The 13747-nt window shown below is 38.9% G+C and carries 12 protein-coding genes; 3 read left to right on the top strand and 9 right to left on the bottom strand.

Translation table 11 applies throughout. The annotated features are described in order from the left end of the window. Positions 1 to 473: 473 nt before the first annotated feature. The 7 genes from H5119_RS16055 to lptD all read right to left on the bottom strand — a co-directional run bounded on the left by H5119_RS16055 (position 474) and on the right by lptD (position 9214). Entirely contained in the window at positions 474 to 2489 is a 2016-nt protein-coding gene (locus tag H5119_RS16055) for a methyl-accepting chemotaxis protein (protein WP_182702943.1), read from the bottom strand. Between the two features lie 138 nt (positions 2490 to 2627). Then, positions 2628 to 3446: a symmetrical bis(5'-nucleosyl)-tetraphosphatase gene (locus tag H5119_RS16050; RefSeq protein WP_182702942.1), complete on the bottom strand. Its 819-nt coding sequence runs from the start codon at positions 3444 to 3446 to the stop codon at positions 2628 to 2630. Between the two features lie 16 nt (positions 3447 to 3462). Further along, on the bottom strand, positions 3463 to 3852 hold the full coding sequence (gene apaG / locus H5119_RS16045; RefSeq protein WP_138583877.1) for a Co2+/Mg2+ efflux protein ApaG: 390 nt from the start codon (positions 3850 to 3852) through the stop codon (positions 3463 to 3465). Further along, positions 3836 to 4642 carry a 16S rRNA (adenine(1518)-N(6)/adenine(1519)-N(6))-dimethyltransferase RsmA gene (rsmA, locus tag H5119_RS16040; RefSeq protein ID WP_077536923.1) on the bottom strand — a complete coding sequence of 269 codons (807 nt, stop codon included), beginning with the start codon at positions 4640 to 4642 and terminating at the stop codon, positions 3836 to 3838. Before rsmA ends, apaG begins: the two co-directional genes overlap by 17 nt. Further along, positions 4632 to 5630 carry a 4-hydroxythreonine-4-phosphate dehydrogenase PdxA gene (pdxA, locus tag H5119_RS16035; RefSeq protein ID WP_077536924.1) on the bottom strand — a complete coding sequence of 333 codons (999 nt, stop codon included), beginning with the start codon at positions 5628 to 5630 and terminating at the stop codon, positions 4632 to 4634. Before pdxA ends, rsmA begins: the two co-directional genes overlap by 11 nt. A gap of 2 nt (positions 5631 to 5632) precedes the next feature. After that, positions 5633 to 6928 (bottom strand): peptidylprolyl isomerase SurA, encoded by a 1296-nt coding sequence (gene surA, locus H5119_RS16030; RefSeq protein ID WP_182702941.1) that lies wholly within the window; start codon positions 6926 to 6928, stop codon positions 5633 to 5635. Between the two features lie 39 nt (positions 6929 to 6967). Next, positions 6968 to 9214: an LPS assembly protein LptD gene (gene lptD / locus H5119_RS16025; RefSeq protein WP_182702940.1), complete on the bottom strand. Its 2247-nt coding sequence runs from the start codon at positions 9212 to 9214 to the stop codon at positions 6968 to 6970. Positions 9215 to 9325: 111 nt separating this feature from the next. Here lptD and H5119_RS16020 point away from each other — a divergent pair, with 111 nt between their 5' ends. The 3 genes from H5119_RS16020 to djlA are packed head-to-tail and all read left to right on the top strand — an operon-like array spanning position 9326 to position 11890. Then, entirely contained in the window at positions 9326 to 10339 is a 1014-nt protein-coding gene (locus H5119_RS16020) for an aminoglycoside phosphotransferase family protein (RefSeq protein ID WP_182702939.1), read from the top strand. After that, positions 10336 to 11001 (top strand): N-acetylmuramate alpha-1-phosphate uridylyltransferase MurU, encoded by a 666-nt coding sequence (gene murU, locus H5119_RS16015; RefSeq protein WP_182702938.1) that lies wholly within the window; start codon positions 10336 to 10338, stop codon positions 10999 to 11001. The genes H5119_RS16020 and murU overlap by 4 nt, the downstream gene beginning before the upstream one ends. Before the next feature lie 25 nt (positions 11002 to 11026). After that, positions 11027 to 11890, top strand: coding sequence for a co-chaperone DjlA (gene djlA / locus H5119_RS16010; protein WP_182702937.1), 864 nt, complete (start codon positions 11027 to 11029; stop codon positions 11888 to 11890). Here the strand turns inward: djlA and H5119_RS16005 are convergent. Continuing rightward, positions 11873 to 12805 carry a DUF3530 family protein gene (locus H5119_RS16005; RefSeq protein WP_182702936.1) on the bottom strand — a complete coding sequence of 311 codons (933 nt, stop codon included), beginning with the start codon at positions 12803 to 12805 and terminating at the stop codon, positions 11873 to 11875. The genes djlA and H5119_RS16005 overlap by 18 nt on opposite strands. Before the next feature lie 92 nt (positions 12806 to 12897). Further along, positions 12898 to 13551, bottom strand: coding sequence for a bifunctional tRNA pseudouridine(32) synthase/23S rRNA pseudouridine(746) synthase RluA (gene rluA / locus H5119_RS16000; RefSeq protein WP_077536931.1), 654 nt, complete (start codon positions 13549 to 13551; stop codon positions 12898 to 12900). Positions 13552 to 13747: the final 196 nt, after the last annotated feature.

Below are 13747 nucleotides of genomic sequence, written 5' to 3'. Positions count from 1 at the left end.
GAAAATTACGCTAGAACTAGGCAAAAATTTTTGTATCTAGTTGTTCTAAATAAAAAATTTTTAACGACGTTATAGTGCAATTTAATTCGTTAAATTGATCAAAGATTTATGCAGTTTGGTATTAGCATTTCAACAATAGACCTGATTCAACTACTTGTTAACCTCACTAAAATAGCCCCCGCAATGAATATAAATAATTAACCTGAACTCTGGATAATAAATCTATCTCGAGCAGCTATTTTCAGCGCTAACTGCGTTGAATTTACTTGCAATAGACCCGCTATTGACGCGTAAATTCGCCTTGTTTTCACTGAAAATCTCTGGCTAGAGAAAATAAACTTAAATATCACCATGATTCAATACGTTAGTAAATCTCTTAACCAGAGCTCAGGTTATTTAAATATAGTGATCTAAATAAAAAAGCCGTATTTAAGTTATTAAATACGGCTTTTTATTAAATTATAAGTTCAAATTTACACTTTGAAAGCATCTACAGATAAGCGTAATTCTTCAGCCAGTTTCGCAACTTCAGAGCTCGAAATGTTAGTTTGACTTGCACCTTCAGCTGTTTGTTCTGCAATAGCTACAATTGATTCAAGGCGCTCGCTAATTTCTTGGGCTACTTGCTGCTGCTCAAGCGCGGCAGTGGAGATTTCTTCACTGACATCGTGAGCTTGTGATACAGCAAATGTGATTGAGTCAAGAGCAGTGCTTGCAAGATCAGATTGTTCAACACACGATACGGCACGCTGCTTACCTTTGCCCATTGCCGTTACGGCCGCTTCTGCGCCAGTCTGCAGTGATTCAATCATTGATTGTATCTCTTGTGTAGATTCTTGTGTTTTACTTGCTAAAGAGCGCACCTCGTCAGCTACAACGGCAAAGCCTCTGCCATACTCACCAGCACGAGCTGCTTCAATCGCAGCATTTAGTGCAAGCAAGTTAGTTTGATCTGCAATACCACGTATTACATCTAGTATACTGCCAATTGATGCACTGTCTTGATGTAGTTTATTAATAACCTGGGAGGCATCATCAACTTCACGAGCTAATTGCTCAATAGTTGATTTATTATTATTAGAAATGCCTTTAACGCGTTCAGCTTCTTTATCGGCATTTTTAATTTCACTTAGGGCTTGCTGCGCACTATTGCTAACTGTTTGCGATGTACTACTCATTTCAGTTGTTGCCGTTGCAGCTTGCTCAACCTGAGCCTGTTGATTACGAATTGCTTGGCTTGATTCCGCTGTAATTGCAGATGTCTGCTCAGATGCAGCAGCAAGTTGAGTTGAGCGAGAAATAATACCTTTAATCAAGCTACGCAAGCTATCTATTAGTGTATTGCAACTTTTCGATAGTTCGCCAAATTCATCTTTAGCACTGTCATCTAATCGCTGTGTCATGTCACCACTGGCAACAATATCTAAAATTCGATTAACCTCTGCAAGCGGTTTGGTAATTCTGCTTACGGTAATAACTGCAATAAGAATAGCAAGAATAGTCGCAATGATCATACCAACCCATGTCCATAAATTGGCAGAGTCAACATCATCACGAACCCCTTCTTGAAGCTTAAATGCTTCGTCACTAGCGCGGTTAACTAATTCATCAATTTGATTTAGTGCCATTTTTGTTGCTTCTTCAGATTGCGCAAGTTCTTTTTCTGTAAGCGTAATCGCATCAATTAACCGCTTTTTATTTGCAGCCAAACTATTGCTGCCTTTGATGTTGTTTTCTAAAGTATCAACAAACCCTTTAAGGCTACCAAATAAATCACTATGGCTTTGCTCTATAGCTGGCTTGATTAAAGCGACTGTGCGTATCACTTCATCTAGATAATAAGTTTGCTCATTTTTAACAATGTCGAGTGTGTTAAGTGTTTTAACAGTCAGCATATCTGTACTGTTACTTACAACTGACATAAAGTTGTTTTCTAAATTATTAGCGGCTTGAAATGCGCGAGGGTGATTTTCTTCTAATCCATCAATATCAATGATATCAAGAACCAAAGAGTTTGCGTCTTCAGCATTAAGCTCTATTTTTTCAAGCTGCGCTTTTAATGTTTTATTTAGCGCGAGTTGCTTTGCTTTGTCTGCTATTAAGTTCTCAACAGTGCCTAAAAAGCTTAAATATGTTTTTTCTACATTTTGGCTGTTTTGACTTAGTTCGGGATCTTCTTTAACAACAGCCTGTAGTTCGCTATGAAGCGTATCGAATAACTTTTTTTGTTCTAGTACACGTTTTTTTATTGGCTCCAGCTCACTTGCTGACGAGGTATAAAAGCTAGCTTGGGCAGCTTTACTCATTAAGATAAATTCGGCTTGTAGCTCAGAACTCTTGTTCAATGCAGGAAGCGATAAGAGGTTCACTTTTTGAGTAGAACGGTCAATATTGGCTATTTTTATTAGAGAGTTGCCACCAATTATTAAAAGTAAAAGTGTGATGAATATAAAACCACCCCAGATACGTTGCCTTACAGTTAGATTCATATGGATTTCCACTCAAAAGTACTTCATTTAAAACTTATCGGCATTTATGCTGATAAGTTAAGTAATTAACAACAATATATTTAATTATATTTTAACTCTTAGTCTACAAACCTAACAGATGTACAGTTTTTTTTCAGTTTATTTAGACAAAAGATGAGATTTTTCGGTAATTCTTTTTTTATTCGCGAATTCCATTAAGGTCATGCTGTTACCCCATACACAGCCTGTATCCAAAGCATGTACGTGCTTGTAACCCGTTTCACCTTTAAGAGCAGCCCAGTGACCAAAAACAATGTCGTGTTTTGCATTGTAAATATTTGGATGACAAAACCAAGGATTTAAAGTGTTACTCTGAGTTATTGTGCCTTTTGCATTAAGTTCTAACTTATTCTCGTGTGTTAAAAAGCGCATCCGAGTGAAATAGTTAATTATGTATCGAAACTTTTCAAATTCATCGAGAGCGCTTGACCACGCTATAGGATGAGGTTGATACATCAGTTTGAAAAACATTTTAGCGTTATTTGATTGATAACAGGTCTGTGCAAATTGCGCGTGTTTTAATGCTTGCTTAACTGACCAGTCAGGATTGAGTCCAGCATGAGATATAAAACTATTATGTTTTTCTAAATATAATGCAAGTGGTTGAGTTTGCAAATAACTAACATAGCGCTGTAGTTTATTGCTATCAAATATTGGAGCGAGTTTATCTTTTGGGTTGGCGGATTTATTAAGATAATGGCAGGCAATCATGTGCAGATCATGATTGCCAAGAGTGATGGTTACGCTATTTTGGTGCTTATAAATATAATCTAAGCAAGCTAGGGAGTCTGGCCCTCGTGCTATTATATCGCCCACCAAATAAAGATGATCTTTGCTGGGGTTAAAGTCAACTTGCTGTAGTAAGGCATTAAACTCATTAAAGCAACCTTGTAAATCACCTATCGCATAATCAGCCATCAGATATAGCCATTACTTAATGTAAAATATTAGGGCATGCTAAACGAAACACGTTAATAGGGGCTTGGAACTCAGAACCAAATTCGTTGCGCAAAGTATAATGCCCTTGCATTGTACCTACTGGCGTATCGAGTATAGCACCGCTCGTGTATTTGTAACTTTCCCCAGGCCCAATTGTGGGCATTTCACCCACAACTCCTTCGCCCTCAACTTCAATTTCTTTACCATTTGCATCTGTTATCAACCAGTATCGACTGAGTAATTTAGCACTACAAAGGCTGTGATTTCTAATTGTTACCGAATAAGCAAATACGTATTTTTCAATTTCAGGTTGTGATTGGCCTTCTACGTAAAATGTTTCTACCGATACTTTTACAGGTGATCCAATATTACTGCTTGTTGTCATAAATCCAGTTAGCTATATCAATAAATTGTTGTAAAGATAAGCGTTCAGCACGTAATGTTACATCTATTCCAATGCTGGTAAGCTCTTCAGCGGTTAGTAGGTTACCTAAACTATTTCGTAATGTTTTACGACGTTGGTTAAAGGCTTCTAGACAAACCGTATTTAAAATTTTAACGCTTTTTGCAGTGCGTTGTTCTGGTTTCTTAGGTATTAGGCGAATTACAGCCGAATCTACCTTAGGTGCAGGTTTAAAACACTCTGGTGGAACTTCTATCACTGGCATTGCGTTACAGTAATATTGAGTCATCACGCTTAGGCGACCAAACGTTTTGCTGCCAGGGCCTGCGACCATACGTTTTACTACTTCTTTTTGTAGCATAAAGTGCATGTGTTCAATATTGTCAGCAAACTCAAAAAGGTGGAACAATAATGGTGTTGAAATATTATAAGGTAAGTTACCAAACACTTTTAATTTTTTGTCATCTCTAACTAAGCTTGCAAAGTCAAACGTCATTGCATCGCCTTGGTTTACTGTTAGCTTAGGACCTAAAAAAGGGTGTTCAATTAAACGTTGCGCTAAATCTTTATCTAATTCAACAACCGTTAGGTGGCCACTTAGCTCAGCAACAGGTTCTGTAATTGCGCCAAGGCCAGGTCCAATCTCTACTAAGTTGTCTTCTGGTTTAGGATCGATAGCAGAGACTATTTTATCGATAATCATTTCGTCGAATAAAAAGTTTTGCCCAAAACGTTTACGGGCGCGGTGTCCTAAATGTACTTTATCGGTCATTGATTTGTGCTTTTTCTTGGGCGAGCTTAATTGCTTCGCGGATCGCTAATTCAAAACTGCCAACATCAGCTGTACCTGCACCGGCTAAATCTAGCGCAGTACCATGATCAACTGAGGTGCGAATAAATGGTAAGCCGAGTGTAATATTCACCGATTTACCAAATCCTTTGTATTTTAGCACAGGTAAACCCTGATCGTGATACATAGCAAGTACGGCATCTGCTTGCGATAAATATTTATCTTGAAACAGGGTGTCGGCAGGTAAAGGGCCAATTAGATTCATTCCTTGGCTTCTCAGTATTTCGAGTGTAGGAGTAATCGTTTCTATTTCTTCACGGCCAAGGTGGCCATCTTCTCCTGCATGTGGGTTTAATCCACACACTAATATTCGAGGTTTGTCGATACCAAACTTAGTTTGTAAGTCGTGATTTAAAATCCCAGCAACTTTGATTAACCTATCTTCGGTAATCGCACGTGATACGTAAGCAAGCGGTATATGAGTTGTTACGAGTGCAACCCTAAGTCCTTCAGTTGCTAACATCATCACCACATCAGCGGTATTTGATTGCTGTGCAAAGTACTCTGTATGGCCGCTAAACGAGATGCCTGCTTTGTTAATAATGCCTTTATGCACAGGCCCAGTAACAACAGCATCGTATGTGCCATTCATATTTTTTTCACTTGCTATGCGCAAAGTATCTAATACATATTGACCATTTGCATCGTTCAGTACACCAAGCTCTACCTTAGCAGCTAAATCGACTTGATCTATGTATACACTGCCTGCTGGAGCGGGTAATGCTGGCTTATTCTCATCAAATTTAATTAAATTAATAGATAAACCAAGGTGTTTTGCGCGTTCTTTGAGTAATTTGCTATCGGCAATAACAACAAGCTGTGCATCCCACGCTTGCTGAGCAAGCGTGAGTAGCAAGTCTGGGCCGATACCAGCAGGCTCACCTGGAGTAATGGCAATTCGTAAAGTCATATTTACTCGTCTGTAGGAAGAATGTTTACGTAAGCTTGCTCGCGCATTTCTTGCTGCCAATTAAAACTTTCTTCCTTAAATTTACGGTTAAATAGCATGCCGTGTGCACGATTACGTTTAGCTAAGTCTGTTTTATCAGCCACACGTTTACCTAATAGTTGAACTATATGCCAACCGTATTGGGTTCTAAATGGTTCGCTAATTTCATCTTGGTTGAGTGAAAGTAGAGCATCTTTAAATGCTGGAACGTATGTCGTTGGATCGGTCCAGTCGTATTCACCACCTTTAAGTGCTGAACCTGGATCTTCAGAATGCTCTTTAGCTAATTCGGCAAAATCTGCTGTGCCTGCGCGCAACTCTTTGGCAAAACCAATAAGCATATTACGTGCTTTTTCTTCACTTAAAATAATTGATGGTTTAATCAGTATGTGTCGAGATTTAACTTCCGTTGTTTCAACAACTTGACGCCCACGAATTTCTTGAACTTTAATAATATGAAAGCCAGCACCAGAACGAAGTGGACCGATAATAGCGCCGCTTTTTTGGCCCTTTACTGCTTCCGCAAATAATGACGGCATCTCATTGATGCCCATCCAACCAAGTTGTCCGCCTTCAAGTGCTTTTGAACCACTAGATGAAGAAATTGCAATACGTTTAAATTCTTGGCCGTCTTGCAAAAACTCAATGACTTTATCTGCACGAACCTTAGCATCAGCGATTTCATCAGCGCTTGCATTGTTAGGAATATCAATAAGGATATGACCAATATCATACTCTTCAGTATTTTGACCTTGGCTCTCCATAATTTTTAAGAGATTATCAACTTCTTGCTCGCTAATGTAAATGCGACGATCTACATTTGCTCGCGTTACTTGTTGCGTTGTAATTTCTCTGCGTATTTCTTCTCGGTATGCTTGAAAGCTCTCGCCTGAGTCTTCAATAGTGCGACGTAAATCGGCAATGCTTCCGCCTTGATCTTTAGCCATGCTTGCTAATGTTTGATCAAGTTGGCTATCAGATATTTCTAGGCCCATACGATCGGCCATTTGCATCATTAGTGTTTGACTTACTAAACGCTCTATTGCTTGTACACGAAGTGTTTCGTCTTTAGGCAGTTGTTGATTTTGCTCTTTGGCTTGCTTTTTAACACGATTTATAATGGTGTCAACTTCGCTTTTTAAAATAACCCCTTCGTTTACAACGCCTACGACCTTATCAATCTCTACCGGAGCTGCTACTGCACTTTGGCAAAGGCTGACACTTAAAACTGCTGATGTTAATAATTTTTTTAAATTCATATTCTTTTTACTACTCTTGCTAATAGTACTATTGTGATACTAGTTATTAAGAAAATACGGTCTACGATAACCAAAAATACCTTGCTGTAATAATTTTTGTGCATCGTAACTGTTTTTACTACCAAGCCCTTTTAATACAAAATTCAAACGAATGCTTGAATCAAAAGTTGCCTGCTCTTGTCCTATTGACTGGTTCAAATCTGTTTCAATTTGACGATGGCCAGTAATTTGGAATGCCCAACAGCATGATTCATACTGCAAGCCACTCAATATTTCAACACTTCTATTATTATCGAGGTCACGATGATAGCTTGCAATAAACTTCCATTCGTCACTAATTGGAATGCTTGTAAAAACGCCTGCTTGTTCAATTGTATTTCCTGAGACATCATTTGCATAGCGATGGTTCAATTGTACTAGTTGATTATTGTCACCTTTATAATCTAAGGTCGCATTTGATTGGATCATCTGTTTACTATCGGTATCATATTGAATACCGCCAGAGAAGTACCAACGGCGATGCCAATGTAACATGGTTTGTGCCGCAAATAATGCATTGTAATTAGTACCAGAGGCTAGCCCTTGCTCTGTCGGCTTAGCTGAATCACTTAAATAAAATATTTGTCCGGCACTAAAGTTAAATACCTCTTCTTGTTTTTTATCGAACAAGCGCGTTGTTGCACCAAGAGTGAATTGATTGGCAGCAGCAATGCGGTCAACACCCGAAAAGCGAACGTCTCTAAATAAACCGTAGTAATCGTCTTGTAGTTTAGTGGTATCAAACAAGCCTATATCAGATTGATCTTTATTGGTTGTATACAAATATTGAATTTGTGGCTCTAGGGTTTGAATACCATCTTCAATAAAATAGGATGTATCACGCTCAAAATTGAGTTGAGAATATAAGCGAACTTTTGGAATTGTTCGAGATATGCTTTCGCGATATTGTGTTCCTTCTAAATCACCGTGTTGCTTATAGTTTGTTTGCAATAAACTTATTTCAGACAAAAAAGACCATGCATGCTCTTTATAATCAAAGCGTGCTTTAGGTTCAATATGAACACGTGTTGCTTGATCAATAACCGCTGAGTCATTCGTAAAATGGCTTATTTCACCAGCGATGCTTAAATCAAAATTATCAACGCGCCACGGTGCTGTTTGCGTAAAGTTAATTTGCGGTATTGCGGTATATGACTTTAAATGATCACCTAGTACTTCAAAGTTTTGTACTTTAATATCTGTACGCCACGTCTCGCCGAGATGGGTTAATGAACCTGTACGATATAATTGAGTGTCAGTTTTACTGGCGTAGTTAGATTTTAGATCAGTAATATAGTTATCATCGCTCACGTTACTGATATCAACGTTGGCGCGCCAATTTTCACCTATATAGCTTCTTTGTTGCCAATGAAACATATAACGTTCACCAAGATCGGGTTCAGAGTCATCTTTGTTTAAGTACTCTATACCGACTAAGCCTTCGTGCTGCTCTGTTAAGTATCTAAACTCTGTTTGTAGTTGCAGGCCTTTGCGCGACATGTAGCGTGGCGTAATGGTGGCATCTAAATTAGGTGCAATATTCCAGTAATATGGCGTTATTGTTTCAAGTCCATATTTATCCGAACTTGAGATGTTTGGTGTAAGCAAGCCCGATTTGCGGCGCTCATCAAGCGGGAAAGTAAAATATGGCAAATACAAAACGGGTGTATCAAGAATTCGTAATATAGCGTTATGTGTTTCGCCCCAGCCTTCCTCGCGCGATAAATTAATTTCGTCCGCTTCGATTTCCCATGCAGGGGTTTCGCCAGGGCAAGCAGTAAAGCTTGCATTCATGAGCATTAAGCCAGACTCATTAATTGATAGCTTTTCAGCACCGCCTTTACCTTGTTGCTCAGTTAAGCTGTAGTCTGCACCAAGCAAACTAACTTCTGAATTATTTAGGTCAGCGTTTAAGCCCGTACTACTTATTTGGCTAATGGCATCTCGGTAAGTAATTGGGCCTGTTGCATTTAATAAACCGCGTTGCTTGTCTATCAGGGCAGTTTGTGCGGACAAACTCATCTTAACGGTGTTAATATCAACATTGCCGGTAAACTCAGCGCTTTGGGTGCCCAAGAGCTCTACATCATCAGCTTTAATGTCAACGGTACCAAGTTTGAGACCTAGAAGCGGTTGCCAAGCTCTGGTTTGCATTGAAGTGCCACAAAATTTGTGCGCAAATTCAGTTTCGGCAAGCGATGGTGCGCTAAGAACGCTTAGCATCAATATGCCCCAGGTTTTGCTCATTTATAGACCTCAATGTTTTTTATTTTATTTAGGCTAGACATAATAAAGGAAAATAATGGCAAATACAGTAATTGACCTAATTAACTTAGTGAAAAGTAGATATCTTATAAAATGACACGCTTTAAAAATTTACAACAATTTATAAACACACACTTTAATACTCAGGTAGCTACCTTAACGGCTATTACGGCCGATGCGAGTTTTAGGCGTTATTATCGTTTAAATTATGCTAATGAACGCTTTATAGTGATGGACTCAGATCCACAAAAAGTGAATAACACTCCTTATATACTGCTCAATCCTGTATTTACTGAACACGGCTTTTTATTACCTCGTATTATAGCCAGTGATGAAACACAGGGCTTTTTTATATTGAGTGATTTAGGGTGTACACATTTGGCCGATATGCTCGATGATGTAAATAGGGTCACGTATTATCAACAGTTAATTACGTTAAGTGCGCAGTGGGCAAAAACACCGGCATCGCCATATATGCAAGCTTATAATAAAGATTTTATTACGCTTGAATTAGATATATTTAAACAATGGTTAGTTAATGATTTTATAGATCTTGAATCAACCTTAGAGTCAAATACCCAACTGCAAACAATGTGGCAAGCAAGCTGCAAGCTTTTAACTGAGGTCATGTTAGCTCAACCTACGGTAACAATGCATCGCGACTACCATAGTCGCAATATAATGAATAGCGATGGTCAATGGGCAATTATAGATTATCAAGATACAGTTCGCGGTCCGCTTTGCTATGATCTCGTATCGCTACTACGCGATTGTTACTTTAAATTACCAAAAGATGAGCTAACAATTTTACTTGAATTTGGTTACGGTGAGTTTACTCGTCAAAACTTAGTGGCTAACACTTCATTTAATGAGTTTAAATATTGGTTTGATTTAACAGGCCTGCAACGTCATCTAAAAGCGGCAGGTATTTTTTGTCGATTATATTTACGCGATGGTAAGGCCGGCTATTTAGACAATATTTTACCTACTCTTGATTACATCATTGAGGTAGCGGCTAATTATCCCGAGCTTAAAGCGTTGAGTGATTGGACTAAAAATAGCATAGTGCCAAAAGTGATTGGAAAGTTAGCAAAGGAGCGCAAATGAAAGCGATGATTCTAGCCGCAGGGCGCGGACAACGCATGATGCCACTCACCCAAAACATGCCAAAGCCTATGCTAAAAGTTGCTGGAAAACCGCTGATTGAGCACCACATTAATAGTTTAAAAGCCGCTGGTATTAGCGATATTGTAATAAATCTCGCGTGGCAAGGTGATAAAATTAAAGATTACTTTAAAGATGGTAGCCAATTTGGTGTAAGCATAGAGTACAGCCAAGAAATTAAGGGAGGGCTTGAAACTGCAGGTGGCATTATTCAAGCGCTACCATTACTGGGGGATTCATTTATTGTTATTAATGGCGATGTATTTACCGATTACGATGTCAGCTCGCTTGCTCAGTTGCACTTACAGCCAGGTGAGGCGCATATAGTATTAATAGAAAATCCACCACATAACCCTGAGGGAGATTTTACGTTAAGCCATTTATCGCCCGAAAATCCAAAATATACATTCTCAGGTATTAGTCGTTACCAAGCGGACTTTTTTAAAGGTATTGAACTGGGTAGCTGTCCACTTGGGCCAATATTGCGTAAAAAATTAAGTGAACGTTTAATCTCAACCGAACTCTATATTGGTCAGTGGGATGATATAGGTACACCCGAGCGTTTAATGGCACTTAATGAGCGCTTAGCGCTAGCCAATACATAAAATTTACTAAAAGGTAGTTATTTAGATGTGGGGAAAAATACTCGGTTTTTGTTTTGGCTTTATGTTTGGCCGATTTTTTGGAGCCATTCTTGGCCTTTACTTAGGCCATTTATTTGATAAAAGCCTAAAAAGTGACTTTGATAAAGCAGGTGGATTTTCAAGCTTATTTAAAGGTGACGATGTACACGAGCGTCAAGCGTTATTCTTTTCGAGCTGTTTTGCTGTTATGGGTCACATCGCAAAATCGAATGGCCGAATTAGTGAGGTACATATAAAAGCAGCCAATTTATTTATGGATGAAATGGGCTTGAAAGGGGAGGATCGTCGTGAGGCCCAATATGCTTTTTCATCGGGTAAAGGTGTAGATTTTTCACTCAAAGAAACCGTAAGTGATTTTAAAGAGCGTTTTGCTAAACGTCATGATTTGATGCAATTGTTTTTAGAAATTCAAATTCAAATGGCATTTTCCGATGGGGTATTAGCTGAGCAAGAAAAACAACTTCTTCATGAAGTTAGTAAGCAGCTAGGTATTTCTAAAACACATTTTGCGTTTGTACTAAAACGCTACCAAGCTGAGTTTAACTTTAGGCAGCATCAACAACGCTTCAAGCAGCAACAAAGCCAAGGGCAAAGCAGTAGCTATCGTGAAGGTTCTGGCCATCATGTACCACCAAATAATAATATGGATCGTGCACAAGCACTTGCGCTACTAGGGCTTAATGATGGTGTTACTGAACGTGAGATAAAAGTAGCGTATCGTAAGTTAATGGCGCAGCACCATCCCGATAAACTGGTATCGCAAGGGTTACCAAAGCACATGATGGAGCTGGCTGTTAAAAAAAGCCAAGATATTCAGGCTGCTTACGAGTATTTAAAAAAGGCGGCGTAGAAAACCGTCAATTTCTTTAGTCAAACGTGCGTGTTGCTCTGGTTGATCTCGCAAGCCAAACAGTGCTCGTTGTCGATAATCAAATTTAGCATTACGGTTAACCCAGCGTTGGCGATTTTTAAGATTCATTAAAATTTCATTGTTGTCATCAGCGTAGTAAATATCGAGTAAGGCTGGCGTAACAAGTGATGTTGTTTGGCTTAAATCTTTATTACGCTTTGTGTTAGGTAAATAGCTGCTTAAACTAATAAATGCATTAAGTTGTAAATCTGTAAATTCAGCATAGTGTTCTAGCAACACTCCTGCACTGGTGCCTTGCGCAATAACCACTATGTTACTAGGCTCCTCCATTGCAGTTTGGTATAGCGCATTAAAACGAGCAATTAAATTTATTTTATAGTTATCAAGTACTTCGTTCGTTACTTTCTCTATTGCATCGACATGATGAGGCTCAGGCTGTTTTTTTATGTCGGCAGGTTTGTCTGCATTTTCGGTCGTGTCGGGTATTGAGGTGGCTGTTTCAGGTGTGATTGGAGGTGCTATCTTGCTGGCTTGCCAATCTATATCGGGTACGGTCATCGCGTAAGTTGTGTAGCCTAAGTTATTTAACTCTTTACGTAAAAAACTCATCCCCGCATTGTTAGTAGGAGCTGTTTGCCAATCAGGTATAAGTAACACAATACCTCTAAAGTCGGCGCTCATGTATTCACTGTATAAACTTAAAAATTCGGTGTCGCCTGCAAGTATCGATTTTATTTCATCATTAGGCAGTAGACGTTCAATATCGCCGTTTTCAATGCTTGATAGACTTGGCGGAGCAATATGCTCAGCAGCAGATACTTGCATGCTTAAAAATAACGTACTGCTTAGCAATACGTTAAACAGCGTATTTTTAAAAAACGGTGCAAATACCATAATAAACCTAAATAATTGATACTAATTAGATATCGGCGCTGCACGCTAAAAGTTTAGCGTTATGATTTAATAATCAATATTAGTAAAGCTTATTAAAACTCAGGCTCTGCTTCAAATGTAAGTACTTGCTCTGTTACTGGGTGCTTTAGCTGTAGCATTTGTGCATGCAGTTGTAAGCGGGGCGCTGCCGCTAGCGCATCTTTATGGGCGTAGAGTCTATCACCTAAAATAGGGTGGCCAAGGCTTAGCATATGCACACGCAACTGATGTGAGCGCCCTGTTATTGGCGTTAGCTCTACACGGGTAGCATCGGCTTCGCGTTCAAGTATTTTAAAATGCGTAAGTGATGGCTTACCATTTTCGTGATCAACCATTTGTTTAGGGCGATTAGGCCAATCACAAATAAGTGGTAAATCCACTGAGCCAGTATCAGCCTCAAGCTGCCCAAATACACGTGCAATATAACGCTTAGCTGTTTCGCGTTCTTGAAACTGCATACTTAAATGCCTGTGCGCTGCTTTATTCATAGCAAGGCAAAGTATGCCTGATGTTGCCATATCTAAACGATGAACTATTTTAGCAGTTGGAAAAACACGATTAACACGGCTTATTAAACAATCGGCGTGTTTAGGATCTTTACCCGGGACGGTTAATAACTCACTGGGTTTATTAACGATGAGCAAGTCGTCGTCTTGGAAAAGTATTGTTAAATACGGGCTCATTGGGGGATTATAGTTAACTAACACAGCCTGCCTTAATGATTTTTAAGGGCGCTATTTTAGTGAATTAGTCGGGGAGATACAAGATGAGTATGGACAGCTTAGTTTTAAAGATTAAAGTGACAAACCTCAGTTCTATTTATTTACCCTTCGTATTTTTAGATATAAAAAGCGCGATATAAGTATCGCGCTTTTTTAATTTACAGCCACTAGCAATCGTTTG

The sequence above is a fragment of the Pseudoalteromonas sp. SG45-5 genome (assembly GCF_014164085.1).
Classification (GTDB): Bacteria; Pseudomonadota; Gammaproteobacteria; order Enterobacterales; family Alteromonadaceae; genus Pseudoalteromonas; species Pseudoalteromonas aliena.
The sequence above is the reverse complement of the archived record's forward strand: the minus strand, read 5'-3'. Positions and strand labels throughout refer to the sequence as shown.